The organism is Neisseria sp. HMSC061H08, assembly GCF_001836795.1.
GTDB classification, from domain to species: Bacteria; Pseudomonadota; Gammaproteobacteria; order Burkholderiales; family Neisseriaceae; genus Neisseria; species Neisseria subflava_A.
This window is the reverse complement of record NZ_KV830556.1, coordinates 1-22,476: the sequence shown is the minus strand read 5'-3', so window position 1 is coordinate 22,476 and position 22,476 is coordinate 1. Positions and strand designations below refer to the sequence as shown.

Here is a 22,476-nt window from a genome sequence, read left to right as displayed (position 1 = left end):
GCCTTTAATTCGACAATTACAACACTTTCACAATGCTCTCGCACAAATAATCGATGTTGTCATCAGTAATGCCGGCAACGTTGATGCGACCGGAGCGGACGGCATAAATGGCAAACTCGTTTTTCAAACGGTCAACTTGTTCTGGAGTCAGGCCGCTGAAAGAGAACATGCCGTTTTGTTCGATAATGAAATCAAAATCTTGGGTTGCACCTTTGGCTTTGAGCAACTCGACAAATTTTTGGCGCATGGCTTTGATGCGGCCGCGCATTTCATCGAGTTCGGCAATCCATTGTGCTTTCAAATCATCATTTTTCAACACCAGCGCAATGGTGTTCGCACCGTGTGAAGCCGGGTTGGAATACAAGGTACGGATGATGGTTTTGACTTGGCTGTGGGCGCGGGCTGCTGTTGCTTCATCTTCAGCCACCAAAGTGAACGCGCCGACGCGTTCGTTGTACATGCCGAAGTTTTTGGAATAAGAGCTGGCAATCAGCAATTCTTTATTGTATTTCAAGAATACGCGCAAGCCGTAGGCATCTTCTTCCAAACCGTTGCCAAAGCCTTGGTAAGCAAAGTCAAACAGCGGCAACCAGCCTTTTTCGGCAGAAAGTTTTGCCAAAGTTTCCCATTGTTCGGGCGTAGGGTCGATGCCGGTAGGGTTGTGGCAGCAGCCGTGCAGCAGGACGATGTCGCCTTTTTGCGCTTGGCTCAAGTCTTCAATCATGCCGTCCCAATCCAAACCGTGTTTGGCGGCATCGTAATAACGATAAGGTTTGTCTTGGATACCGACTGCTTTGGCGATGGCGTTGTGGTTTGGCCAAGTCGGATTGGAAATCCAGATGGTTTGCGCGTTCAACTGGCGTTTGGCAAATTCGGCCGCAATACGCAATGCGCCTGTACCGCCAAGGCTTTGCGCTGTTTTGGCGCGACGGCTGGCGATGATTTCGTGGTCTTTGCCAAACAGCAGAATTTGGGTTTGCTCGTTGTAATCGGCAACGCCGTCGATGGTGAGGTAGTTTTTAGTTGTCTCGCTTTCCAACAGGCGTTTTTCAGCCTCTTTGACGGCTTTGACAATAGGTGTCGCGCCGGATGCGTCTTTGTACACGCCGATGCCGAGATTGACTTTTTCGGGACGGGTTTCGGCTTTAAACGCTTCGCCCAAACCTAAAATCGGATCAGCAGGAGCAGCTTCGATATGCTTGAAGAACATGATTTTTCTCTTTACAAGTAGTAAAACGGTTGAAAAAATACAAATTTATGTAATTTTACGCCGTTTCGGGCCGTCTGAAAACGGATTATTACAGGGTTTTAACGCAAGATTGCCAACAAATCCAAAGGCGTGGCAATACGGAAATCGGCAAGCCAGTTTTCGGTTTGGTCTTCGGCAGAAATATAGCCCCAATCGGCAAGCACGGTTGTCATCCCGGCATTCTTGCCTGCCTGCATATCGCGCTCGGCATCGCCGACATAAAAACATCGCCGCGCTTCGACACCCATCTGTTCGCACGCATAAAACATGGGCTTCACGCTGGGCTTAGGTTCATCGCAAGTATCGCCGCTGACAATGACGGCAGGAGGCACGGTAAACCCGAGCTTAGGCACGAGGACATCGGTAAAGCGCATGGGCTTGTTAGTGATAACGCCCCATTGGATACCGCGTTGAACTAAGGCTTCTAGCATTTCGTTTACGCCGTCGAACAAGATGGTTTGATCGGCATAGCAGCGGCTGTATTCTTCCAAAAACTCTTTGCGCCATTGCATATAGTCCGGATGGTCGGGCGTAATGCCTGCACCAAGTTTGAGCAAACCGCTCGCACCGTGGCTGGCCTGCGGACGGATTTCATCCATGCTTTTTTCAGGCAAACCGTGTCGGCGCAATACCGTGTTGAGCGCGCCACCCAAATCAAGTGCGGTATCGGCAAGCGTGCCGTCAAGGTCGAATAATACGGCTTGGGTCATAAGTGTTCCTTTGATGATTTTAGAAGGCCGTCTGAACAATCCAACAAGTTTCAGACGGCCTGAATATGGTTAATGGTGATGGTGTTCGTGAACTTCCTGCGAACACAAAACTTCATCTTTATGCGGATGCTGTTCGCTTTCAATCTGAATCGTACAATGCCCGATGTTGTGATGCGCCAATTCATGTCCGATGCGGTAGGCGATTTGTTCGGATTCGGCAACCGTCATGCTGCCATCGACAACAATATGGCAGGACAAAACGTGGATATTGCTGGTAATCGTCCAAACATGCAAGTCGTGAACGGATTTTACGCCCTCCGTATTGCGGATCACGCTGAGCAACTCATCGGTATGGATGTTTTCCGGTGCACCTTCCATCAAAATGTGCAAAGTCTGTTTAAACAGCGTCCAGCCGCTGCGCCCTACCAAAGCCGCCACCAATACGCTGGCAACTGTATCCGCCCATTGCCAGCCATACGCCATTATCAGCACTGCTGCGACAATCGCCCCTATCGAGCCGAATAAGTCGCTGATTACATGCAGATACGCGCCGCGCATATTGACGTTTTCTTCGGTATCGCTATTTTTCAACATATAAACGGCGACGCCGATGTTGACCAGCAATCCGATGATACTGACCACCAACATGCCGCCCGTCAAAATTTCCGGCGGATAAAACAATCGTTTGACTGCCTCATAAAAAATCATCGCCGCAATCAACACCAGCGACAATCCGTTAAACATCGCCGTCAAAATTTCAAAACGTTTGTAACCGAAAGTCTTTTGCAGCGTGGTCTGTTTCTCGCCAAGTTTGAATGCCCACAATGCCACGCCCAACGAAAACGCATCGCTGAACATATGCCCCGCATCGGAAAGCAGAGCCAAAGAGTTGGTCAGCCAACCGCCGACCGCCTCAACCAGCATAAATCCGGCAATGACAAAAAATGAAATACGCAATACCTGCTTATTGGCGGTATGCGTGTGCGCGTGCGAATGATCGTGATGATGTGCCATGATGATTTTACCGTTTCAGACGGCCTTTTTATCCTGTTTCAAACTTTTCTCAAAATCTTCCAACATATCCAGCTCGAAACGGCTGAATCCTGCACGTTCCCGTGCTTCGATATTGACGTAGCCACGGAAGATAAACATATCGTAACGCGCAATCAGGCTGCGGAACAGGGCGACCGGTTCCAAACCGCGCTCACGGCAAAGATGCTGATACCAATGATTGCCGATGGCGACATGCCCCACTTCATCGCGGTAAATAATATCCAACATATCGCAGGTTTCCATATCGCCGCGCTGCGCCACTTTTGCACGAATACCCGGCGTGACATCCAAACCGCGCGCTTCCAACACCCGCGGCACCAAAGCCATGCGCAACAAGGGATCGTAAGCGGTTTTATACGCCATGTCCCACAAATGCCCGTGTGCTTCAAAAGCGCCGTAATCGTAGCCCAAGCTGTTCAGACGGCCACGCATCAAGCCGAAGTGAAACACTTCTTCTTTCGCCACCCTCACCCAATCGCGTACAAACTGAAACGGCATATTGCGGAAACGATACGCCGCATCCAAAGCCAGATTAATCGCATTAAATTCAATGTGCGCAATCGCATGCAACATCGCCGCATAGCCTTCGACCGTATTCATCTTGCGCGGCGTAACCTCCGAAGGCGCAACCAAACGCGGACGCAACGGATGACCGGCGAAACGGCAATCCACAGGTTTCGACGCTTCAGCCGTCAAGCCTTCCGCCTCGCCCAACTGCGCAAACAAGGCCTGCGTCAATTTTCCTTTTTCATCCGGATTGTCCGACAGCAAAGCCTGTTCCAATAAAGGATAAGGATTCAGATACATACAAAACCATTGTTTTCAAAAGATAAATATTATAACCGTTTTAAAAAGCAAACAGAAAGACTATAATTTCAAGCTTTCCGTAAAATGACATTAAATACCACACCAAACCATTGTGTGCTTCATTAAAAAAACGTCAAAACCAAATACAGGCCGTCTGAAGAAATAAAATTATTTCAGATACTTGCTTGGATTTTTCATATTTACACAAATTAAACCCGCTCTTCAGCCCCTTGCCTGTTACACCATAACGTCTATACTGAACCCATTTCTCCGAACAAGGAACCAAAACATGAAAACTACCCGACTGTTCACCCTGACCGCTGCCGCGCTGCTTTCTTCAGCCATCGGCTTTGCACAAGCCGGCGCAGTGGACGCCCTGAAAAAATTCAATAATGACGCCGACGGTATCAGCGGCAACTTCAGCCAAACCGTTCACAGCAAAAAGAAAACCCAAACCACATACGGTACATTCAAAATCCTGCGCCCGGGTTTGTTCAAATGGGAATACACCAAACCCTACAAACAAACCATCGTCGGCGACGGCAAAACCATTTGGCTCTATGACGTAGATTTGGCGCAAGTAACCAAGTCCTCACAAGACCAAACCATCGGCGACAGCCCTGCCGCCATCCTCTCCAACAAAACGGCATTAGACAGCAGCTACACGTTGAAAGAAGACGGTTCTGCCAACGGCATCGACTACGTTTTGGCTACGCCTAAGAAAAACAACGCCGGCTACCAATACATCCGCATCGGCTTCAAAGGCGACAACCTCGCCGCCATGCAGCTGAAAGACAGCTTCGGCAACCAAACCAGCATCAGCTTCAGCGGTTTGAACACCAAGCCTAACCTTTCCAGCGGTATGTTCAAATTCACGCCTCCTAAAGGCGTTGATGTCTTGAGCAACTAAGCTTCTAATAAAACACAAAGGCCGTCTGAACAACAGACGGCCTTTTATTTAGTTCAATTCAACATCAAACACACTGTTACTTTTGACCTTGAATGGCAGCGGCAATTTTTTCTGCGCCTTTTTTCGCCCAGTCCGCCTGTTTGGCTTCCACCATCACGCGCACGACAGGCTCGGTACCGGATGCACGCAAGACCACGCGGCCTTTGCCTTCAAGTTCTTTTTCCACTTCAGCCAAAGCCTCTTTGGAAGTGTCCTGCCAGTTTTGGCCTTTTTTGATGCGGACGTTGATCATGGTTTGCGGATACGGCTGCCAATCGGCGCAAACGGTGGCAAGGTCTTGATTCAAGGTTTGCAATGCGGCCAAAACTTGTAGCGCGGAAATGATGCCGTCGCCGGTATTGTGTTTGTCCATGCACAAAATATGGCCGCTGGCTTCGCCGCCAATCAGCCAACCGCGTTGGTGGAGCTGTTCCAACACATAGCGGTCGCCCACTTTGGCACGGCAGAAATCAACGCCCTGCTCTTTCAAAGCAATTTCCATCGCCATATTGGTCATCACTGTACCCACCACACCGCCGATTTCCACGCCTTCGTGCGCGCGTGCTTTGGCAATCACATAAATCAGGCTGTCGCCGTCATACACTTTGCCATTGCGGTCAACCATCATCAAACGGTCGCCATCGCCATCCAAGGCAATGCCGTAATCGGCTTCATTTTGCAACACAGCCGCTTGCAAAGCTTTCGGATGGGTCGCACCACATTTCTCATTGATGTTGTAACCGTTTGGCTCATCACCGATGCTGACTACTTGCGCGCCCAACTCATGGAATACTTTAGGTGCAACTGCATAGCCCGCACCATTAGCGGTATCGACCACCAATTTCAGACCGCGCAAGTCCAAATGGCTTGGGAAAGTGGATTTACAAAACTCGATATAGCGGTCATCCGCACCATTAATCCGGCGCGCACGGCCCAAACGGCTGGACGGCTGGGTTTTCATTTCTTCATCGATTTTGGCTTCAATTTCTAACTCGATTTCATCGCTCAACTTCACACCGCCTTCGGCAAAGAATTTAATGCCGTTGTCGGAATAAACGTTATGGGAAGCAGAAATCATCACACCGGCAGACAAACGTAAAGCACGGGTCAAATACGCTACACCTGGGGTTGGCAGAGGGCCGGTTTGAATAACATTGACACCGGCGGCAGTAAAGCCGGCAATCAGCGCGGCTTCCAGCATATAGCCTGAAATACGCGTGTCTTTACCGATTAAAACAGTCGGTTTAATTTCACCTTCGTGCTGTACCAAAACCTGACCTGCCGCATAACCCAATTTCAAGACAAAATCAGGATTGATAGGGAATTGACCGACTTCGCCGCGCACACCGTCAGTACCAAAATATTTTTTTGCCATGAGATAACTCCGTGATTGTTTTGTCGTATGTGAATATGGTTGAACTTCTTTAAAAAATATTGTGTTTGAAGGCCGTCTGAATCTTTCAGACAAACCACAATCTACTACTTCCGTATTATAGCAAGATCAGGCCTTCCTGCACGAAAAAAGCGCATCCTATACGGAATGCGCTTTCTATTCGAGATTCAAAGTCAAATCTTAGAATTTAGCACCAGATTGATTAGCCATGTAATCAACTGCAGCTTTCACTTCATCGTCGCTCAGGCTGCCGTTACCGCCTTTGGCAGGCATTGCGTTAAAGCCTTCGAGTGCGTGTTTGTGCAGGGTGTCTTTACCTTGTTTGATACGAGGAGCCCAGTCTTCTTTTTTACCTACATGAGGAACACCGGGAACCGCACCGCCGTGACATGCTTGGCAGCTGGCTTCGTAAACTTTTTTACCGTCTGCACCGCCGGCAGCTGCGCCTTTGTCTTCAGCTTTGGCAGCATCTGCTTTAGGAACATCGGCAGTAGCCGCACCCTCAGCAGCAGGAGCTGAAGCAGCCTCGCCGGAAGCAGCGGCATCGGCAGGAGCCGCAGCATCAGGATCAGGGAAAGTACCGCCGGCTTTGTTGGCCATATAAGTAATTACGCGTTTCAATTCTTGGTCGGTCAAATCAGCCGCACCACCTTTGGCAGGCATTGCGTTGAAACCGTTCAAAGCGTGTTGGAACAAAGTATCAAAGCCTTGGGCGATACGAGGAGCCCAATCGCCTTTGTTTTCAAATTTAGGCGCATTAGGAACAATGCTGTCCGCCGCGTGACATTGGATACAGATTTTGTTGAAAATCTGGTCGCCTTGACGTTCGCCGACAGGGATGCCGTCGCCCAGTTTGAGTTGGCCGACTGGCTGGATACGGGTTTGAGTCGCAGCTTCGGTTGTTTCGTTAACATCGCCGAATGAACCGCTTCCCGCCAATTTGATCAGGAAGAAAATTACTGCAATAACAATAACGATACCGCTCACAAGGGTGAACAATGCAGAGCCTTGGGCTTTGTGGTCGCGGAGTTGTTTCATTTGGTAGGCCTCGCCGTTAGGTTAGGTTGTGCTGTAAGTTATAGTTTATGTGTTAAACGCAATTAACAATATTTTGCTGGATTATACTGAATTCGCAAAGGCTTTCCAATCCATCTTGAGAAAAAGATACGCAAAAATCCTCAAAAAGGCCGTCTGAAATCTATAAGCCTTTGTAGTTAATTGATTATTCCAGCCATGCAAAAAAGTGGCCGCCAATGCCACTTTCAGACACTTTCAAGATAAACTTTGCCAATAAAGCCAATATGCGTTAACCTTACGGCTTCCGCACCCATAGCTCAGTTGGAAGAGTGTCAGTTTCCGAAGCTGGAGGTCACAGGTTCGATCCCTGTTGGGTGCGCCAATTATAAAGAGGCCGTCTGAAAGATGAAAATTTTTCAGACGGCCTTTTGATTTACTTCAAATAAAACTACATTCAATTTCAGATTGAACGGCTATTGCAACACTTTGGCAAATGCCTCGGCCACATAATCGATATTCGATGCATTCAAACCGGCCACACACATCCTGCCCGAATCCAGCAGATAAACGGCAAACTCGTCGCGCAGGCGGTGCACCTGCTCTACGGTCAGGCCTGTATAGCTGAACATACCGCGTTGTTTGATGAAATAGCTGAAATCGCGATTGGGGATTTTGGCCGTCAAAACATCATAAAGCTTCTGACGCATGGCACGGATGCGGTCGCGCATGGCGTAAACCTCGTTCTCCCACAAAGCGCGCAAATCATCGCTGTTCATCACATCAGACGCAATATATGCACCATGCGCGGCAGGGCTGGAATAAATACGGCGGACGGTAAATTTCAACTGTCCGAACACCAGCTCTGCTTCTTCCTTATTGGGACACACTACACTCAAACCGCCGACGCGCTCGCCGTACAGCGACAGGTTTTTCGAGAAAGAGTTGCTGACAAACAAAGGCAGACCCATTTCGACGGCTTTACGGATTGCATAGGCATCGCTGTCCAAATCCTCGCCGAAACCTTGATAGGCAATATCCATAAACGGAATCAGCTTGTGCGTTTTGATGATGTCCAACACCTCATCCCATTGCGCTTGCGACATATCTACGCCGGTCGGGTTTTGACAACATGGATGCAAAATCAAGATGCTGTTTTCCGGCAATGTTTTGAAAAACGCAGTCATTTCTTCAAATTTCACGCCGACGGTTTCAGGGTTGTAATAAGGATACGTCCCCACTTCAAAACCTGCGCCTTCAAAAATGCCTTTATGGTTGTCCCAAGTCGGATCGCTGACATAGGCTTTTGCATCGGGGAACCAACGGTGCAAAAAGTCGGCACCGACTTTCAACGCCCCTGAGCCACCTAAAGTCTGTACGGTCGCAACACGCCCTTCTACTAGCGCCGGATTATCCTTGCCAAACAACAAACGCTGAACCGCGCTTCGATAAGTGTCCAAACCTTCCATCGGCAGATAAGGCGATGGTCGCGGTACGGCCACACGCTCTGCTTCTACCCGGCGGACAGATTCCAAAACCGGCATTTTGCCTTCGTCATCAAAATAAATGCCTATGCTCAAATTGACTTTTTCAGGACGCTCGTCGCGTTTGAAGGTTTCAACCAAACTCAAAATCGGGTCGCCCGGATAATACTCGACATGACGGTACATGGTGCTTCCTTTGTTTTCAGACAGAATTGATGAAGATTGTGGCACTAAAAGTCTTTATTTGCAAAATCAGGCCGTCTGAAAAATTCAGACGGCCTGATTATTTTTAAACGCTACCAATCTACCCGTTTCAAATCATTTTGTGCCAATACATCCGCATGCTCGCTGCGGCTTTGATATTCCCTGTCCTGCAAAATGCGGCGGGCGACATAATTCAAATGTAGCTTGGCCGCTTCGGCAGCCTCCGCCGGCTTGGCCTGCGCAACGGCTTCAAAAATAGCGCGGTGCTGGGCAATCAGAGTCGGGCGCGGGTCTTCGGTTTGATGGATATAGATAATGCCGCTGCGTGTTTGCTGATAAAGCATTTTGAGCAGGCTGCTGGAAAGGTGGCTGAATAGGATATTGTGTGCAGCATCGGCAATGGCTTGATGGAAGCTGACGTCTGCTTCGGCTTGATGCTCCAAATTTCCGCTTTCACAAGCCGTTTCGAACTTCTGCCGCCAGAAGTCAATGCGTTTCAAATCGGCGTCAGTCCGTCTTTCAGCAGCCAGCGCCGCCATACAGCCTTCAACATGACAGCTGAAATCGAATACGTCTGTTTCCCAATTGGTATGTTTGCCGAGCAAATCCTGCCAGCTTTGTAAAAAATCCTGTTGCGGCTTGACGGAAACATAATAGCCATCGCCCTGCCGCGCGTCCAAAACCTGCTTGGCAATCAAGATATTCAATGCCACCCTGACCGACAGACGCGATACACCGAATTCTTCCGCAAGCGTACGTTCGGGAGGCAATTTACTGCCTTCTTCATAAATACCGGTAGCGATACGTTCTTCCAAAACGGCTAAAACCTGATCGCTGATTTTTTGCGGACGAACCAATTTCGTCATGTTGTATTCCTGATGATTGAAGGACAGTTGTGTTCAGACGGCCATAAATTGGATTGACCAATTAGCCGCCCATTCTAATCAATCCACTATTTTTTCGTCAAGAAATGTTATCAAATCGTAACATCAATAGAAAATCATAAGCAAATGACGCTTTCTATACCAAATATCTTCTTGCTTTTAGTTAAATAATTAAATTAATGAAATTCCCAATAATCAAGCTTGAAACCATATTGGTATTTTTCATTAACTGCTTAAAAAGAATCAAATTTTGTCATCACTGGTATAACCAAATCATGAACCAGCAAAACATGCAGATAAAATGATAAATATTGATATAAGTTAAAAACAGCATGTTTTAATTTTACTAAACTTTGTATATACTACTTAAGCATTGCTTGATATAACACTTAATGATAGAGAGGAACTACATGAAATACCCACCATTACTTATCTTGCCTATCGTCTTAGCCGTATCCCAAGCATGGGCAGACACTGATCCTGTACCTGAAGAAACAGTTACCCTTTCCCCTGTCACCGTCACCGGCACACAACAAGAAAAAGCCAACCGCGTTACTTTCAACCCCAAAGCTGCTTTGCAACCCCTCCCTGCCGGCGACGGGGCAGACCTTTTGCAATCTGTCCCCAACATGAGCATCATCCGCAAAGGCGGTAGCTCGGGCGATCCGCTGTTCCGTGGTTTGGGTGGCTCGCGCCTCTCCGTCAATGCCGACGACCAGTTTATTTATGGCGGTTGCGGTATGCGCATGGACCCGCCGACTGCCTATATCCACCCAAATTCATTTGATGAAGTCGTGGTCACTAAAGGCCCACAAACTGTTACCCAAGGTATGGGCTTGGTCAGCGGCTCGGTGCAATTTATCCGTAAAGATCCTGATTTCACTGAAAAACCTTACAACATCAATGCCACCCTGACAGCAGGCAGCAACGACCGCCTTGACGGCTCGCTGGAAGCCGAGTTCGGCGGCAAATACGGCTACGTCCGTACCAATATCTCCCATAACGAAGCCGACGACTACAAAGACGGCGACGGCAACCGCATTCACTCCAACTTCAAACGCGACAGCCAAATGTTGCAACTAGGTGTTACCCCGACAGAAAACACCACCATTGCCGGCACATACGAGCGCAGCAGAGCCAAGGTTGCCTACGCCGACCGCATGATGGACGGCAGCAAATTCGACCGTGATGCGTGGAATATCCGTTTTACCCAACGCAACCTCACACCATGGTTCAGCGAATTGGAACTGCGCTACGGTAAAAGCGAAATCGACCACGTGATGGACACATACAGCCTGCGTACCATCCGCAACCGTGCCGGCATGCAGATTAAAAATGCCAACAACCCTAAACGCAATACCGATACAGGCCGTCTGAAAGCCACTTTCGATTGGGACAAGCTTAACCTGCAAACCGGTTTGGATTATTTGGACGATGTCCACGTCGCGCGTCATGAGCGTGGTGGCGACGGCTATAGCCACAAGCCTTACATGCCCAACCAAAGTTTCAAACAATGGGGTGTTTTCACCGAAGCCTCTTGGCAGCAAACCGACAATCAACGCTGGGTAGCAGGTTTGCGCCATGACCAAGTCAAAGCGCATTACGATACCGCACGCGTGACCAACCCCGTTTTGAAACATCAAAAATTCAATTTGAACTCAGGATTCCTGCGCTGGGAAAGAAATACGGACAACGGCCTGAAATACTATGCCGGCTTCGGTATTGCCGAACGCGCACCTGACTACTGGGAACGCCTGCAGTCTGAAAACAAAGCCATCCACGCAGAGCAAAACCGCCAAATTGATGCGGGCATTATCTGGAAACGTCCTAATCTCCACGCTTCCGTATCCGTATTCGGCAGCAACATCAAAGACTTCATCATGATGGAGCGCCAAGGCATGGATTTCAACGTACGCAACATCAACGCTTCACGCTTTGGCGGCGAAGCCGAAGTCAAATGGACATTTGCGCCTAACTGGGAAGTCGGCACCAGCCTCGCCTACACCCACGGCAAAAACCGTACCGACGGCAAACCTTTGGCACAAACTCCGCCACTCGAGTGGAACAACACCCTCGCCTTTGACAACGGCAAATTCAGCGCGGGCGCATTGTGGCGCGTCGTAGCCAAACAAAACCGTTACAGCAAAGGCCAAGGCAATATCGTCGGTCAAGACATCGGCGCTTCTTCGGGCTTTGGCGTACTCTCGCTTAACGCCGGTTGGAAATTCAGCAAATACGCCACATTGCAAGGCGGCGTAGACAACGTGTTCAACAAAACCTATGCTGAATTCGTCAGCCGCGGCGGCGACCCGTCTGCCGGTACGCAAACCATGCGCGTGAACGAACCCGGCCGTACTGCATGGCTGAGACTGCAAGCGAAGTTCTAATCAGCCTCGCGCATCTATAAAAAGGCCGTCTGAAAAATGTTCAGACGGCCTTAATATTTTTAATGATGTTTTAAACAAACAGTCCGGCGAAGCAATGCAACGCCGGATGTTTGTTCACTATCGGATTAAATCAAACCCAAAGAGTTGATGAACACCACAACAATCGCAATCGGCGCAAGATAGCGAAGCGCACCCAGCCACAGGTAAAGCAGCTGTTTCGGCACTGTACTGCCCATGCCCGCATCGCGCAGGACGGACTGTTTGTCCTGAATCCATGACGTAAACACGGCAACGCTCAATGCGCCAATCGGCATGATGACGGCGGAAATGATGAAATCCCACAAGTCAAAAATGGTTTTGCCGAAAATTTTAAACTCGCTCCATACGCCAAATGACAGCGCCGAAGGAATACCGACTATGAAAATCGCAATGCCGGTTACCCAAGCGTGGCTGCTGCGCTTTTTCTCGTCTTGGCGGATGGTTGCCGCAATCACGGTTTCCAGCATGGAAAATGCGGAAGTCAGCGTCGCAAAGACAACCAACAGCATGAACACGGCAAACAAATACGTACCCATAGGCATTTTCATGAATACCGCAGGCAACACAACAAAAATCAAACCTGGGCCTTGACCGGGTTCAAAACCGAAGGCAAATACCGCAGGGAAAATCACCAAACCGGCCAGCAATGATACAAACAGGTTCATCCACATAATCGTATGTCCGGAGCGGAACATATCCTGATCCTTACCCAAATACGAGGCATAGGTAATCATCGCAGACACGCCGATACTCAAGGCAAAAAATGCCTGACCCAAAGCAGTCAGCATCGTGCCCGGTTTCAAATACGACCAATCCGGTTTTAACAAGAATGCCACGCCCTCCATTGCGCCGGGCAAGGTCAGCGAACGAACGGCCAGTGCGATAAAGAGGATAAACAAACCCGGCATCAACACGCGGTTTGCCTTTTCAATGCCGTCTGAAATGCCGCCTTTGACCACCCAAATGGTAATCAGCATGAACAAGCCTTGGTAAAACAGCGAGCCAAACGGTGAAGAAATCGTATTTTCAAACAGGGCCTTAAAGTCTGCACCAACGTGAATTTCGCCGGTAAAACTGTGTACCACATAGTTTAATACCCAGCCGCCGACCACGCTGTAAAACGACAGCAAAATAAAACAAGCGGCCACGCCCATGCGGCCAACCCACGGCCACTGCGAACCGGGGCGCAATACTTTGAAGGAGTCGATGGCATTTTTACCGCCCGTACGGCCGATATAAAACTCGGCCAATTGAACCGGCAAAGCCACCAAAATCGTAAAAATCAAAAACAAAAGAAAAAATACAGCGCCACCGTTTGTACCGGCCGTATAAGGGAATTTCCAAATTGCACCCAAACCGATGGCCGAGCCTGCCGCAGCAAGCACAAAGCCGATTTTGGATGACCAAGACGAATGGTTGCTCATGATGTAATATTAAGAAACGTGAAGATGCCGAATTGTAACAGGGTGAAGTCAAGCCGTGAGTGGCTGACGGACAGCCGATAAGCAATTCGCACGGATGGTGCGTACTTACCAAGCAAATTAGCATGAATTTTTGATAATTAAACTTTTAATAGCACAAATTTTATTTTTATATTTTAAATTTGACGGTTTATTTTAAAAATAAGCATATAAAAGGCCGTCTGAAACCTTGTTTTTAAGGTTTCAGACGGCCTTTATCCTTAAGCCACTTTATTTTTTCATGGCATCGGTCAAAACTTTGACATTGTAGCGGTACATGCCGATGTAGCTGTTGGCCGGTGCGCCACCCAATGCATCGGAATACAAACGTCCGCTGACATTGACGCCGGTTTCTTTGGCAATACGGTCAATCATGCGCGTGTCTTTGATGTTTTCAGTAAAGACAGCTTTAATGCCCTCGCGTTTGATTTGGCGGATGATGGAAGCCACTTGTTTGGCAGACGGCTCGGCTTCGCTGCTCACGCCTTGAGGGGCGATGAATTCAATATTGTAGCGTTTGCCCATGTAAGAGAACGCATCGTGTCCGGTCAAGACTTTACGCTTGGCGGCAGGTACGGCATTAAAGGCAGCCTGCACATCGCTGTGCAGTTTTTTCAGCTGCATTTGATAGTTGCCCAAACGTTGCTGATAGTAGGTTTTGCCTTCAGGGTCGGCTTGAATCAGCGCATTGGCAACGTTTTGCGCATAAGTGCCCATCAGGACGGGGTCGGTCCAAACGTGCGGATCAAACTCGCCGTGATCGTGATGATGGCCTTCGTGATCGTGGTCATGATGATGGCCGCCCTCTTCTGCTTTCAAAGCCTGAATGCCTTTGGTCGCTTCGGCGAAAGGAACTTTACTCTGTTTGACTGCACGCTGTATATCGGCGGCTTCCAAGCCCAAGCCATTGAGCAATACCAATTTGGCACTGCGGATTTTTTTGATGTCGCCACTGGTCATGTGGTAGGCATGGCTGTCTTGGTTGGCACCGACCAAACTTTGAACAGCAATACGTTCACCGCCAATCTGTTTGGCCACATCGCCCAAAATGCTGAAGCTGGTCACAACAGGCAAAGGAGCGGCATAAGCGGCACCGGTCAATAATGCGGCAACGATGCCGAGTTTCCAATGTTTCATATTCTCTCCAGTGATATAACGTAACATTAACATCATCATAAGACAGACCGCCTGATTATTCAAGCGGCCGTCTGAAAAATCATGCCGTGCGGTGTTTCTTGCGGCGCAGCCATTTTGCCAAAATGCCGCCCTCCCAACCGAACACGACGGAAATCAGGTAAAGCGTGCCGCAGCATAAAATAATCGCAGGACCGGACGGGATTTCGATATGGTAGGAAAACAACAGTCCTGCCAAGCCGCAAAGCAAAGCCAATGCGACAGACAAAATCATCAGCCAACCCATGCTTTTCGCCCACAGTCTGGCGGTAATCGCAGGCAACATCATCAAGCCGACCGACATCAACGTACCCAATGCCTGAAAACCAGCAACCAAATTCATCACGACCAGCACCAAAAACAACACATGCCAAAAGCCGCCCTTGCCGCCGACAGCCTTGAGGAACAAAGGGTCTATGCTTTCCAACACCAGCGGGCGGAACATGACCGCCATCAGCAAAATAGTGACGCTCGCAGAAACAGCAATTAGCTGCAAAGCCGGAATATCCACCGCCAAGACCGAGCCAAACAGCAAATGCAGCAAATCGACGCTGCTGCCGTTTTTGCTGACCAAAACCACGCCGATGGCAAGGCTGCTCAAATAAAATGCGGCAAAGTTCGCGTCTTCTTTCAATGAAGTAAACCTGCTGACCAAACCGGCCAGCAAAGCCATCAGCAAACCGGCCGCAAAACCGCCGACACTCATCGCAGGCAAACTCAAACCGGCAAACATATAGCCAATGGCCGCACCGGGCAAAACCGCATGGCTCAGGGCATCTCCCACCAAACTCATACGGCGCATCACCAAAAACACACCGACAGGCGCCGCGCTCAATGCCAGGCAGAAAATCGACGCCAAGGCATAGCGCATAAAGTCGAATTCGACGAACGGCGCGACGACCAAATCATATAAATCCATGTTTTATCGCTTTTTTATTAATCTCTGAAAGCCTGAGGCCGTCTGAAAAACACTTACTTTCAGACGGCCTTGTCCATTAAACCGCGCACCAATCGGCCGCTTCCTGCTTCTGCATCATTCGGTTGGCCTGTGCCAAAAATTCATCGGTCAACACATTTTCCGTCGCACCGGCAGCCACTTTTTCACGCGCCAAAAGCAGCGTGTTGGCAAAATATGCCCGCACCTGCTCGTAATCATGCAACACGGCAATCACCGCCTGACCGTCCTGATGGCACTGCCGCAAAACTTCCAACAGCGCATAAGTCGTCCGCGCATCCACTGCATTAAACGGTTCGTCCAGCAGCAAAAATTTGGCATCCTGAACCAGCATCCGCGCAAACAATACGCGTTGGAACTGGCCATTGGACAAGTGTGCGATTTGGCGCGTGGCAAAATCCTGCATTTCCACGCGTTCCAAAGCCGCCATCACACGCTTTTTCTGCGCCGCGTTCACACGTCCGAAAAAGCCGATTTCATACCACAGCCCCATCGCCGCCAGTTCAAACACCGTCATCGGCTGGCTGCGGTCAATGTCCGACTGCTGCGGCAGATAGGCAATATCCTTGCGTGCCATATTTTCATAGCGCACGCTGCCCGTATCCGTCTTCTGCAAACCCATAATGGCTTTGAGCAGGGTCGATTTGCCCGCGCCGTTCGGCCCGAAAATCGTCCACATCTTGCCATCTTCAAACACCATATCGACATGGTGCACCACCGGCCTGCGCTGATAGCTGACCGTCAGATTTTCCACCACGATACTCATGGCGATACCGCCCAAAAATACACAGCCCACAACGCCGCCAATGCGACAAGCGCAATCATCAGCCTTTGCAGCAATCCGGTCAACAATACAGAATTCATAAGCCTAAAACCGCCCTTGCCCAAATACGGACAACAGGCCGTCTGAAAGAAAATTAAAACATTAAAATGATACTGTATAACGTTAACCCTGTAAATTTCTTTCGTTTTCAGACGGCATCGGGCAAAAGGCCGAATATCGGTTACAATCCGTTTTTTATTTGATGATTGTCCTATGTCTATTCCACTCTTAAACGAAAAACTCAATACCGAAACCGCCCGCATTTCATGGGAAGAGCTGCAACCCCACTTCGCACGCGGTGCCGCCGTCTATGTTGCGCCCGATTTGGATTTGATTGCCGTCGCCCGCCATGTTGCCGAAGATGAAGCCGCGCCATTGAAACAATGGATGGAACAAGGCAAATTCGGTACCGTCAGCGATGATATGGCGCGTACTTTTCTAGAGGATAAGCAGGAAATGTGGGCGGTCGTTGTAGCGCCGTGGGTATTGGTACAGCCTTGCAAAGACTGATAAGTCCGTCTGAAAAAACAAAACCGGAACATTTCCCATGCTCCGGTTTTTCATTTTTCAGACGGCCTATTGCAACGTAAAGCCCGCTTTGAATTCAAGCTTCGGCACCCCGATAACGAAACGTTTGCCGATGCTGTCTTCAAACTCATACGCGCCTTCAATACTGCCCCAAGGCGTGCTGATTTGCGAACCGCTGTTGTACTCATAGGCTTCGCCCGGGTACAAAACAGGTTGCTCTTCAATCAGGCCGGCATGGCCGACTTGCTCTGTCTCACCGTGTCCGTCGGTGATTTCCCAAAAACGCTGACGCAAAGTAATGATTTCATCACTGCGGTTGCAGATGGTAATCAGATAATTGAAGGCGTAGCGGTCTCGGTAGACGTCGCTTTGGCCGGCCATATAACGCGGCTCCACGTTAATCTCGATTTCGTTCATAATTGTTCACCCGTATATTTATTTTATTTAAAACCGGATAATTCCGGCGTGTCCGCCCTATTTTTGAAAAGGGTCGAAACACTTAAAACACATCACGCAATCCAATGAAATAGCCCCAAGACCAATAAAGTCATCACAGCCGCAATCAAATCATCAAGCATAATGCCCAAACCTCCATGAATCCGCCGGTCAAACCATTTGATCGGCCAGGGTTTCAACGCATCAAACAAGCGGAAAATAACAAAAGCCGCCAGCCACCAGCTCCATTTAAACGGAATCAGCGACAGCACCAGCAGCATCGCGACAATTTCATCCCAAACGATACCGCCGTAATCCTGAATGCCCAGTTCCCTCTCGGTATAACCGCAAATGCGGATGCCCCAGAAAAACAAGGCGATACACAATAAAAGCAATATCCAGCCGTCTATGCCCAACAGGCACAATACAAAAGCCAGGGGTAACGCGGCCAGCGTTCCTGCCGTACCCGGCGCAACCGGCGATAAGCCGCTGCCGAAACCGAATCCTAAAAAACACAATGGTTTGTGCAACAGCCAAGAAAAAGTAGGTTTACGTTCAGCCAAAATGATCAAATCCTAAAGAAGTCAGTTCCAATACGCCGCCTTCGGCATCCAAAATATTCAGACGGCCTGAGTCAGTCATTTTACCAATTCGGGCGACCGGTACGCCACTTTGTTCCGCCGCCTGACAAACACGTTCCCTGTCTTCTGGAGCAGCAGTAAAAATCAGTTCGTAATCATCGCCGCCGGCCAATACTGCCGACAACCATTGCTCGCGCGACAAAACGTTTTTCAATTCAGGCAACGACGGCACACAATCGGCAAATATTTCCGCCCCGACAGCAGAGGCTTTCAAAATATGCCCCACATCTTGAGCCAGGCCGTCTGAAACATCTTGCGCAGCATGGGCAAACGGCAGCAATGCCAGCCCCAATGAAACGCGCGGCTCCGGACGGAGCAATTTATCATCGCAAACCGCCATGATTTCAGACGGTAATTGATAATGCCCCAGATGTTGGTTCAAAGCAGCGGCAGCCAAACCCAAGCGGCCCGATACCCAAATATCGTCGCCGACTTCGGCCCCATCACGCCGCAGGGCACGCCCTGTCGGAACTTCACCTACTATCGTTACATTAAAGACCAAATCGCCTTTGGTGGTATCGCCACCAATCAACACCGTATCAAAACGCGCTGCCAAAGCAAAAAAGCTATCGCAAAAACGTGTCAGCCAGTCTTGATTCAATTCAGGCAACGCAGCACTGAGCAACACCCATCGCGGCTTGGCACCCATAGCGGCCATATCGGACAAATTTACTGCAAGCATTTTCCATGCCAAATCTTCAGGCGAAACATCTTCAAAAAAATGTCTGCCTTTAACCAACATATCTGCGCTAAAACATAAATCAAATCCGCTACTTGGGCGGATAATGGCGGCATCGTCGCCTATGCCCAAAATCAAACCTTCCGATTTTTGTCGCTGCAAATATTGTCTGATAAAGTCAAATTCCGTCATATTTATCCAATATAACTATAACTTAGATTACTATATCTAATTTTGTGCCAGCCCGACGGTTGCCTATTAGCACGTCAAACATCAAATCTACACCATTATTTAGATATAAAACTCAATAAGTTAAAGGCCGTCTGAAAATACAGATTTCAGACGGCCTCATATTCTCAAACCACTCTGAGCAGGTAGATTTACAGATAGACGATTTCGCCTGTCCGCCCCCTGCTCTCTCGGCTTGCCCACCAAATAAATTGCGGCAGGACATCTTCGTAGTTTTTACGTTCGCTTTTCGATTCGCCCGGATGGGATTTGATACGTTGCGGCGAATTGATGGCCCCTGGCACCAAAACATTGGCACGCAGGTTGTCAAAACGTTCCCACTCGTCCGCAGCCACTTTACACAAATAATTAAGCGCGGCTTTGGAAGCACCGAAACCGCCCCAATAGGCTTGCGGTTTTTCGCCGTGGCTTTCGCCGACAAAAATCACAGAAGCGTCTTCGGATTGCTTCAACAATGGGAACAGCGCACGGGTCAAGCCCATAGGCGCAACAGTATTGATACGGTATTGGTTGACCCATTCCGATACAGTTTGGAAATCCAACGGCGACAAAGCATAGAAATAGCTGGCGCAATGCACTACGCCATCCAATTTTCCGCCGGTAGCTTCATCAATGGTTTCCGCGAACTGTTTAAATTCTTTTTCCTCAGCGCTCATCAAATCAAAGCAGATGGCAAACGGCTCTGGGCTGCCCGCAGCCACAATGGCATCATATACTTTTTCCAAACGCTTTTGATGACGCGCCACCAAAATGACAGTCGCTCCGGCCGCCGCATAGGCTTTGGCAACCTGCTCGCCCAAGCCTTGGGATGCGCCGGTAACCAAGATGGTTTTGTCCGCTAATGTCGTCATGACTTTTCCTTGAACTTTATGGTTTTAGATATTGTATCGGCTTGGTAAGTTTTGTAAAGTCAAAAAGGCCGTCTGAACATTCAGACGGCCTCAGTTTATTCAAACCGCAAATCCAGCATAAGCTTTTCAGCCGCGGCAAAACCTGACTGAACCGCCGCTTCCAAGGTTGCCGGATAGCGCGGATGGAGGTAGTCGCCGGCCGGATAAATACGGCGATGGTGCAGCCATGAGAAATCAGGTTGTACAAAATCAACCGTTGCCGCCGTAGTCGCGCGTTTTTCCGTAATAATGCGTACGGCTTCGGGTTTATCCAAATCCGGACAAATCCGCTTGATGTCCGCATGAATTTTCTCGGCTAAATCTTTGTCCTTCCAAGCCTCGGTGTAATCGGAAACGCTGATGACGACCGCGACTTCATTATCCGGCAAACCCAATGCCCCCCGATGCAGCACCCACTGCGCAGTACTATCAGCAAACCCGGTTAAAGGCGCAGGCAATTTGACTGCTTGGGCATAACGCAAATAAACCGTGGTAATTGCATGGTAATGCAACGATTGATAGGCCGTCTGAATATAGTTAGGCGTATCTTCAGGCAAAAGCGCGTCAACATGATATGGCGCAACGGCTAAAATCACCGCATCAAATACTTCGCCATTGATTTCAATTCGGCCATCGATATGATGGTTTAAATGTGTAATACGGGTTTCAAGATGTATTTTTGCACCATGCTTGTGCAGGAAATCCAAAGCCGGTTCTACTACGATCCGCCCTAAATCCTGCTTGGGCAAAAGATAATCGCTGTTCGCCTTTTCAGACCACACGCCATCATTCAATACATTGCATAAAATGCGCAACGATGCCTGTTCTAACGGCGTATTTAAAGCACCCCAAACCAAAGGTTGCCAAAATTGGCCAAGCAGGCTGCGCGGAACATTTCGTGTTCTCAACCACTTTGCAACCGTCAAATCGGTTTTATGATGGCCTGCCCAACGTTGCAATGCCGACATATCCGACAGCAATTTGATTCTCAATGAAAAGGAAAGATTTTTCGCACGCAGGATACCGACAAGCAAATGCCAAGGCGCTGGCAGAGAGGCCGTCTGAAACTGCAATCCCTCATGGATGTACCATTGCAAAGGCTGGCGTAAAAAGGCTGATTCAGGTTGAACGCCAATATGTTGCATCAAAGTTTGAACACCATGATACGCACCCAACAAAATATGCTGCCCATTATCCAAAAAGCTGAATCCATCATCTTTCCCGGCTAAGGCACGCGCCCTACCGCCTGCCTGTCTCCCGGCTTCAAACAAAGCAATATCAGCTCGTTGAATCAGGGAAACCGCCGAAGACAAACCTGCCCAACCGGCACCAATCACAGCAATTTTTGGACGCCGAATATTCATGGTTTAAATCCAAACAGCCAAGTTTTCAAAGCAATACGTTTTTTACGGGGAGAAGGAATCGCAATTTTGTAAGTCAACACATTTTGCGCACCATCACGGTCAATTTCATTCAACAGCGCATAATAAATGGCCGCCATAATCAGACCGACTTTTTGCGATTTCTTATCCGCAGCCAGCAAAAGCAACATAGCCTCACGATAAGTTTCACGCGCCCTATCCACTTGAAACTGCATTAATTTTGCAAAATTGTCTGTCGGTTTGCACTGCATGATGACGTTGGCAGGCACATCAAATTTCTGCATCTCCTCTATCGGCAGATAAATTCTTCCCTGCCGCGCATCTTCGCCCACATCGCGAATAATGTTCGTCAACTGCAAAGCCAAGCCCATTTTGTCCGCATATTCCAAAGTTTTCGGATTGGAAAAACCTAAAATTCGTGCAATAAGACGCCCCACAACTCCGGCAACACGGTGACAATACAGCTTTAATTCATCAAAACTACCATAACGAGCCTGCTCCAAATCCATCTGCATCCCATCAATCAAAGATTCAAATTCATTCTTCGGCAAATCAAAACTTGCCCGAATATCTTTTAAAGCTTGATGAACTGGATGCTCAGGCATCTCATTGTTGAATACTTTCTCCAAATCACTGCGCCACCAATTCAAGGTAATCTGAGCCACATTCGGATCGGTACAACCATCGACTACATCATCCAGTTCACGACAAAAAGCGTATAAAACAGTGATCGCATTTCGTTTTTCTACTGATAAAAAACGAAAACCGGATAAAAAACTGGAATGGCTTTCCGCAGCCTTTTGACGACAATAATCTAAAGCAAGCACTGTGTATCCTAAAAATATTGTTATAAATAATTAGCAGGAATTTTATCTGTATTTAAAAAAGTACGCCAATATCAAAACTCATCTTACGACAAGGCCGTCTGAAAGCTGATCTTAAGTATCTTTCAGACGGCCTAATATCTTACGTCGCCAATATCGAAACCAACAGCATCACCACCAACAGCTGTATCAAGGAGTACCCCCTCTGCACAGTTGCCCTATTCCGTTTTCTGTCAAATGTTTTTAAGTACATATCTTTATTCC

21 protein-coding genes and 1 tRNA gene are annotated in these 22,476 nt (G+C 48.7%); 4 read left to right on the top strand and 18 right to left on the bottom strand.

Annotation, left to right across the window (positions count from 1 at the left end):
- Nucleotides 1–16 precede the first annotated feature (16 nt).
- From HMPREF2675_RS01080 to HMPREF2675_RS01065, 4 genes are all read right to left on the bottom strand, one after another.
- Nucleotides 17–1,210 (bottom strand): amino acid aminotransferase, encoded by a 1,194-nt coding sequence (locus HMPREF2675_RS01080; protein WP_070813762.1) that lies wholly within the window; start codon nt 1,208–1,210, stop codon nt 17–19.
- Between the two features lie 98 nt (nt 1,211–1,308).
- Nucleotides 1,309–1,959 carry an HAD family hydrolase gene (locus tag HMPREF2675_RS01075; protein WP_070813761.1) on the bottom strand — a complete coding sequence of 217 codons (651 nt, stop codon included), beginning with the start codon at nt 1,957–1,959 and terminating at the stop codon, nt 1,309–1,311.
- A 69-nt stretch (nt 1,960–2,028) separates the two neighbouring features.
- On the bottom strand, nt 2,029–2,973 hold the full coding sequence (locus tag HMPREF2675_RS01070; RefSeq protein WP_070813760.1) for a cation diffusion facilitator family transporter: 945 nt from the start codon (nt 2,971–2,973) through the stop codon (nt 2,029–2,031).
- Nucleotides 2,974–2,988: 15 nt separating this feature from the next.
- The gene (locus tag HMPREF2675_RS01065) at nt 2,989–3,819 is read right to left on the bottom strand and encodes a ferritin-like domain-containing protein (protein ID WP_070813759.1); all 831 of its coding nucleotides are present in this window, start codon (nt 3,817–3,819) and stop codon (nt 2,989–2,991) included.
- A gap of 289 nt (nt 3,820–4,108) precedes the next feature.
- Here HMPREF2675_RS01065 and lolA point away from each other — a divergent pair, with 289 nt between their 5' ends.
- On the top strand, nt 4,109–4,729 hold the full coding sequence (lolA, locus tag HMPREF2675_RS01060; RefSeq protein ID WP_036493771.1) for an outer membrane lipoprotein periplasmic chaperone LolA: 621 nt from the start codon (nt 4,109–4,111) through the stop codon (nt 4,727–4,729).
- Between the two features lie 76 nt (nt 4,730–4,805).
- Here lolA and glmM read toward each other — a convergent pair whose 3' ends face one another.
- Together glmM and HMPREF2675_RS01050 are read right to left on the bottom strand one after the other, a co-directional pair.
- Nucleotides 4,806–6,143: a phosphoglucosamine mutase gene (glmM, locus tag HMPREF2675_RS01055; RefSeq protein ID WP_070813758.1), complete on the bottom strand. Its 1,338-nt coding sequence runs from the start codon at nt 6,141–6,143 to the stop codon at nt 4,806–4,808.
- A gap of 198 nt (nt 6,144–6,341) precedes the next feature.
- On the bottom strand, nt 6,342–7,199 hold the full coding sequence (locus HMPREF2675_RS01050) for a c-type cytochrome (RefSeq protein WP_070813757.1): 858 nt from the start codon (nt 7,197–7,199) through the stop codon (nt 6,342–6,344).
- Nucleotides 7,200–7,484: 285 nt separating this feature from the next.
- Here HMPREF2675_RS01050 and HMPREF2675_RS01045 point away from each other — a divergent pair.
- Nucleotides 7,485–7,560, top strand: a tRNA-Arg gene (locus HMPREF2675_RS01045).
- 91 nt (nt 7,561–7,651) lie between these two features.
- Here the strand turns inward: HMPREF2675_RS01045 and HMPREF2675_RS01040 are convergent.
- Nucleotides 7,652–8,845, bottom strand: a complete 1,194-nt coding sequence (locus HMPREF2675_RS01040) for an amino acid aminotransferase (protein WP_070813756.1) — start codon at nt 8,843–8,845, stop codon at nt 7,652–7,654.
- A 110-nt stretch (nt 8,846–8,955) separates the two neighbouring features.
- Nucleotides 8,956–9,729 carry a FadR/GntR family transcriptional regulator gene (locus tag HMPREF2675_RS01035; protein ID WP_070813755.1) on the bottom strand — a complete coding sequence of 258 codons (774 nt, stop codon included), beginning with the start codon at nt 9,727–9,729 and terminating at the stop codon, nt 8,956–8,958.
- Between the two features lie 428 nt (nt 9,730–10,157).
- Here HMPREF2675_RS01035 and HMPREF2675_RS01030 point away from each other — a divergent pair, with 428 nt between their 5' ends.
- The gene (locus HMPREF2675_RS01030; RefSeq protein ID WP_070813754.1) at nt 10,158–12,134 is read left to right on the top strand and encodes a TonB-dependent copper receptor; all 1,977 of its coding nucleotides are present in this window, start codon (nt 10,158–10,160) and stop codon (nt 12,132–12,134) included.
- Between the two features lie 125 nt (nt 12,135–12,259).
- Here HMPREF2675_RS01030 and HMPREF2675_RS01025 read toward each other — a convergent pair whose 3' ends face one another.
- The 4 genes from HMPREF2675_RS01025 to HMPREF2675_RS01010 form a co-directional block, all read right to left on the bottom strand.
- Entirely contained in the window at nt 12,260–13,597 is a 1,338-nt protein-coding gene (locus HMPREF2675_RS01025) for a sodium-dependent transporter (RefSeq protein WP_070813753.1), read from the bottom strand.
- Between the two features lie 267 nt (nt 13,598–13,864).
- Complete coding sequence (locus tag HMPREF2675_RS01020; RefSeq protein ID WP_141759933.1) at nt 13,865–14,770, bottom strand: metal ABC transporter solute-binding protein, Zn/Mn family; 906 nt, start codon at nt 14,768–14,770, stop codon at nt 13,865–13,867.
- Nucleotides 14,771–14,849: 79 nt separating this feature from the next.
- Nucleotides 14,850–15,725: a metal ABC transporter permease gene (locus HMPREF2675_RS01015; protein ID WP_003747573.1), complete on the bottom strand. Its 876-nt coding sequence runs from the start codon at nt 15,723–15,725 to the stop codon at nt 14,850–14,852.
- Nucleotides 15,726–15,801: 76 nt separating this feature from the next.
- Nucleotides 15,802–16,527 (bottom strand): metal ABC transporter ATP-binding protein, encoded by a 726-nt coding sequence (locus HMPREF2675_RS01010; RefSeq protein WP_188211416.1) that lies wholly within the window; start codon nt 16,525–16,527, stop codon nt 15,802–15,804.
- A gap of 270 nt (nt 16,528–16,797) precedes the next feature.
- Here HMPREF2675_RS01010 and HMPREF2675_RS01005 point away from each other — a divergent pair, with 270 nt between their 5' ends.
- Entirely contained in the window at nt 16,798–17,094 is a 297-nt protein-coding gene (locus HMPREF2675_RS01005; protein ID WP_070813751.1) for a DUF2288 domain-containing protein, read from the top strand.
- 66 nt (nt 17,095–17,160) lie between these two features.
- On the opposite strand, the gene apaG is transcribed toward HMPREF2675_RS01005, so the two are convergent.
- The 6 genes from apaG to hpnD form a co-directional block, all read right to left on the bottom strand.
- Nucleotides 17,161–17,529 carry a Co2+/Mg2+ efflux protein ApaG gene (gene apaG, locus HMPREF2675_RS01000; RefSeq protein ID WP_003682575.1) on the bottom strand — a complete coding sequence of 123 codons (369 nt, stop codon included), beginning with the start codon at nt 17,527–17,529 and terminating at the stop codon, nt 17,161–17,163.
- A gap of 92 nt (nt 17,530–17,621) precedes the next feature.
- Nucleotides 17,622–18,110, bottom strand: coding sequence for a phosphatidylglycerophosphatase A family protein (locus HMPREF2675_RS00995; RefSeq protein ID WP_003747579.1), 489 nt, complete (start codon nt 18,108–18,110; stop codon nt 17,622–17,624).
- Entirely contained in the window at nt 18,103–19,059 is a 957-nt protein-coding gene (gene thiL / locus HMPREF2675_RS00990; RefSeq protein WP_070813750.1) for a thiamine-phosphate kinase, read from the bottom strand. The genes HMPREF2675_RS00995 and thiL overlap by 8 nt, the downstream gene beginning before the upstream one ends.
- Before the next feature lie 188 nt (nt 19,060–19,247).
- Nucleotides 19,248–19,967 (bottom strand): SDR family oxidoreductase, encoded by a 720-nt coding sequence (locus HMPREF2675_RS00985; RefSeq protein WP_003747583.1) that lies wholly within the window; start codon nt 19,965–19,967, stop codon nt 19,248–19,250.
- 95 nt (nt 19,968–20,062) lie between these two features.
- A complete protein-coding gene (gene hpnE, locus HMPREF2675_RS00980; protein WP_070813749.1) occupies nt 20,063–21,370 on the bottom strand; it encodes a hydroxysqualene dehydroxylase HpnE in 1,308 nt (435 codons plus the stop codon).
- Entirely contained in the window at nt 21,367–22,215 is an 849-nt protein-coding gene (gene hpnD / locus HMPREF2675_RS00975; RefSeq protein WP_070813748.1) for a presqualene diphosphate synthase HpnD, read from the bottom strand. Before hpnD ends, hpnE begins: the two co-directional genes overlap by 4 nt.
- Between the last annotated feature and the right edge of the window lie 261 nt (nt 22,216–22,476).

Coding starts and splice junctions, on each gene's coding strand:
- HMPREF2675_RS01080 (WP_070813762.1), bottom strand. CDS start 1,210: ATGTTCTTCAAGCATATCGAAGCTGCTCCTGCTGATCCGATTTTAGGT.
- HMPREF2675_RS01075 (WP_070813761.1), bottom strand. CDS start 1,959: ATGACCCAAGCCGTATTATTCGACCTTGACGGCACGCTTGCCGATACC.
- HMPREF2675_RS01070 (WP_070813760.1), bottom strand. CDS start 2,973: ATGGCACATCATCACGATCATTCGCACGCGCACACGCATACCGCCAAT.
- HMPREF2675_RS01065 (WP_070813759.1), bottom strand. CDS start 3,819: ATGTATCTGAATCCTTATCCTTTATTGGAACAGGCTTTGCTGTCGGAC.
- lolA (WP_036493771.1), top strand. CDS start 4,109: ATGAAAACTACCCGACTGTTCACCCTGACCGCTGCCGCGCTGCTTTCT.
- glmM (WP_070813758.1), bottom strand. CDS start 6,143: ATGGCAAAAAAATATTTTGGTACTGACGGTGTGCGCGGCGAAGTCGGT.
- HMPREF2675_RS01050 (WP_070813757.1), bottom strand. CDS start 7,199: ATGAAACAACTCCGCGACCACAAAGCCCAAGGCTCTGCATTGTTCACC.
- HMPREF2675_RS01040 (WP_070813756.1), bottom strand. CDS start 8,845: ATGTACCGTCATGTCGAGTATTATCCGGGCGACCCGATTTTGAGTTTG.
- HMPREF2675_RS01035 (WP_070813755.1), bottom strand. CDS start 9,729: ATGACGAAATTGGTTCGTCCGCAAAAAATCAGCGATCAGGTTTTAGCC.
- HMPREF2675_RS01030 (WP_070813754.1), top strand. CDS start 10,158: ATGAAATACCCACCATTACTTATCTTGCCTATCGTCTTAGCCGTATCC.
- HMPREF2675_RS01025 (WP_070813753.1), bottom strand. CDS start 13,597: ATGAGCAACCATTCGTCTTGGTCATCCAAAATCGGCTTTGTGCTTGCT.
- HMPREF2675_RS01020 (WP_141759933.1), bottom strand. CDS start 14,770: ATGAAACATTGGAAACTCGGCATCGTTGCCGCATTATTGACCGGTGCC.
- HMPREF2675_RS01015 (WP_003747573.1), bottom strand. CDS start 15,725: ATGGATTTATATGATTTGGTCGTCGCGCCGTTCGTCGAATTCGACTTT.
- HMPREF2675_RS01010 (WP_188211416.1), bottom strand. CDS start 16,527: ATGAGTATCGTGGTGGAAAATCTGACGGTCAGCTATCAGCGCAGGCCG.
- HMPREF2675_RS01005 (WP_070813751.1), top strand. CDS start 16,798: ATGTCTATTCCACTCTTAAACGAAAAACTCAATACCGAAACCGCCCGC.
- apaG (WP_003682575.1), bottom strand. CDS start 17,529: ATGAACGAAATCGAGATTAACGTGGAGCCGCGTTATATGGCCGGCCAA.
- thiL (WP_070813750.1), bottom strand. CDS start 19,059: ATGACGGAATTTGACTTTATCAGACAATATTTGCAGCGACAAAAATCG.
- HMPREF2675_RS00985 (WP_003747583.1), bottom strand. CDS start 19,967: ATGACGACATTAGCGGACAAAACCATCTTGGTTACCGGCGCATCCCAA.
- hpnE (WP_070813749.1), bottom strand. CDS start 21,370: ATGAATATTCGGCGTCCAAAAATTGCTGTGATTGGTGCCGGTTGGGCA.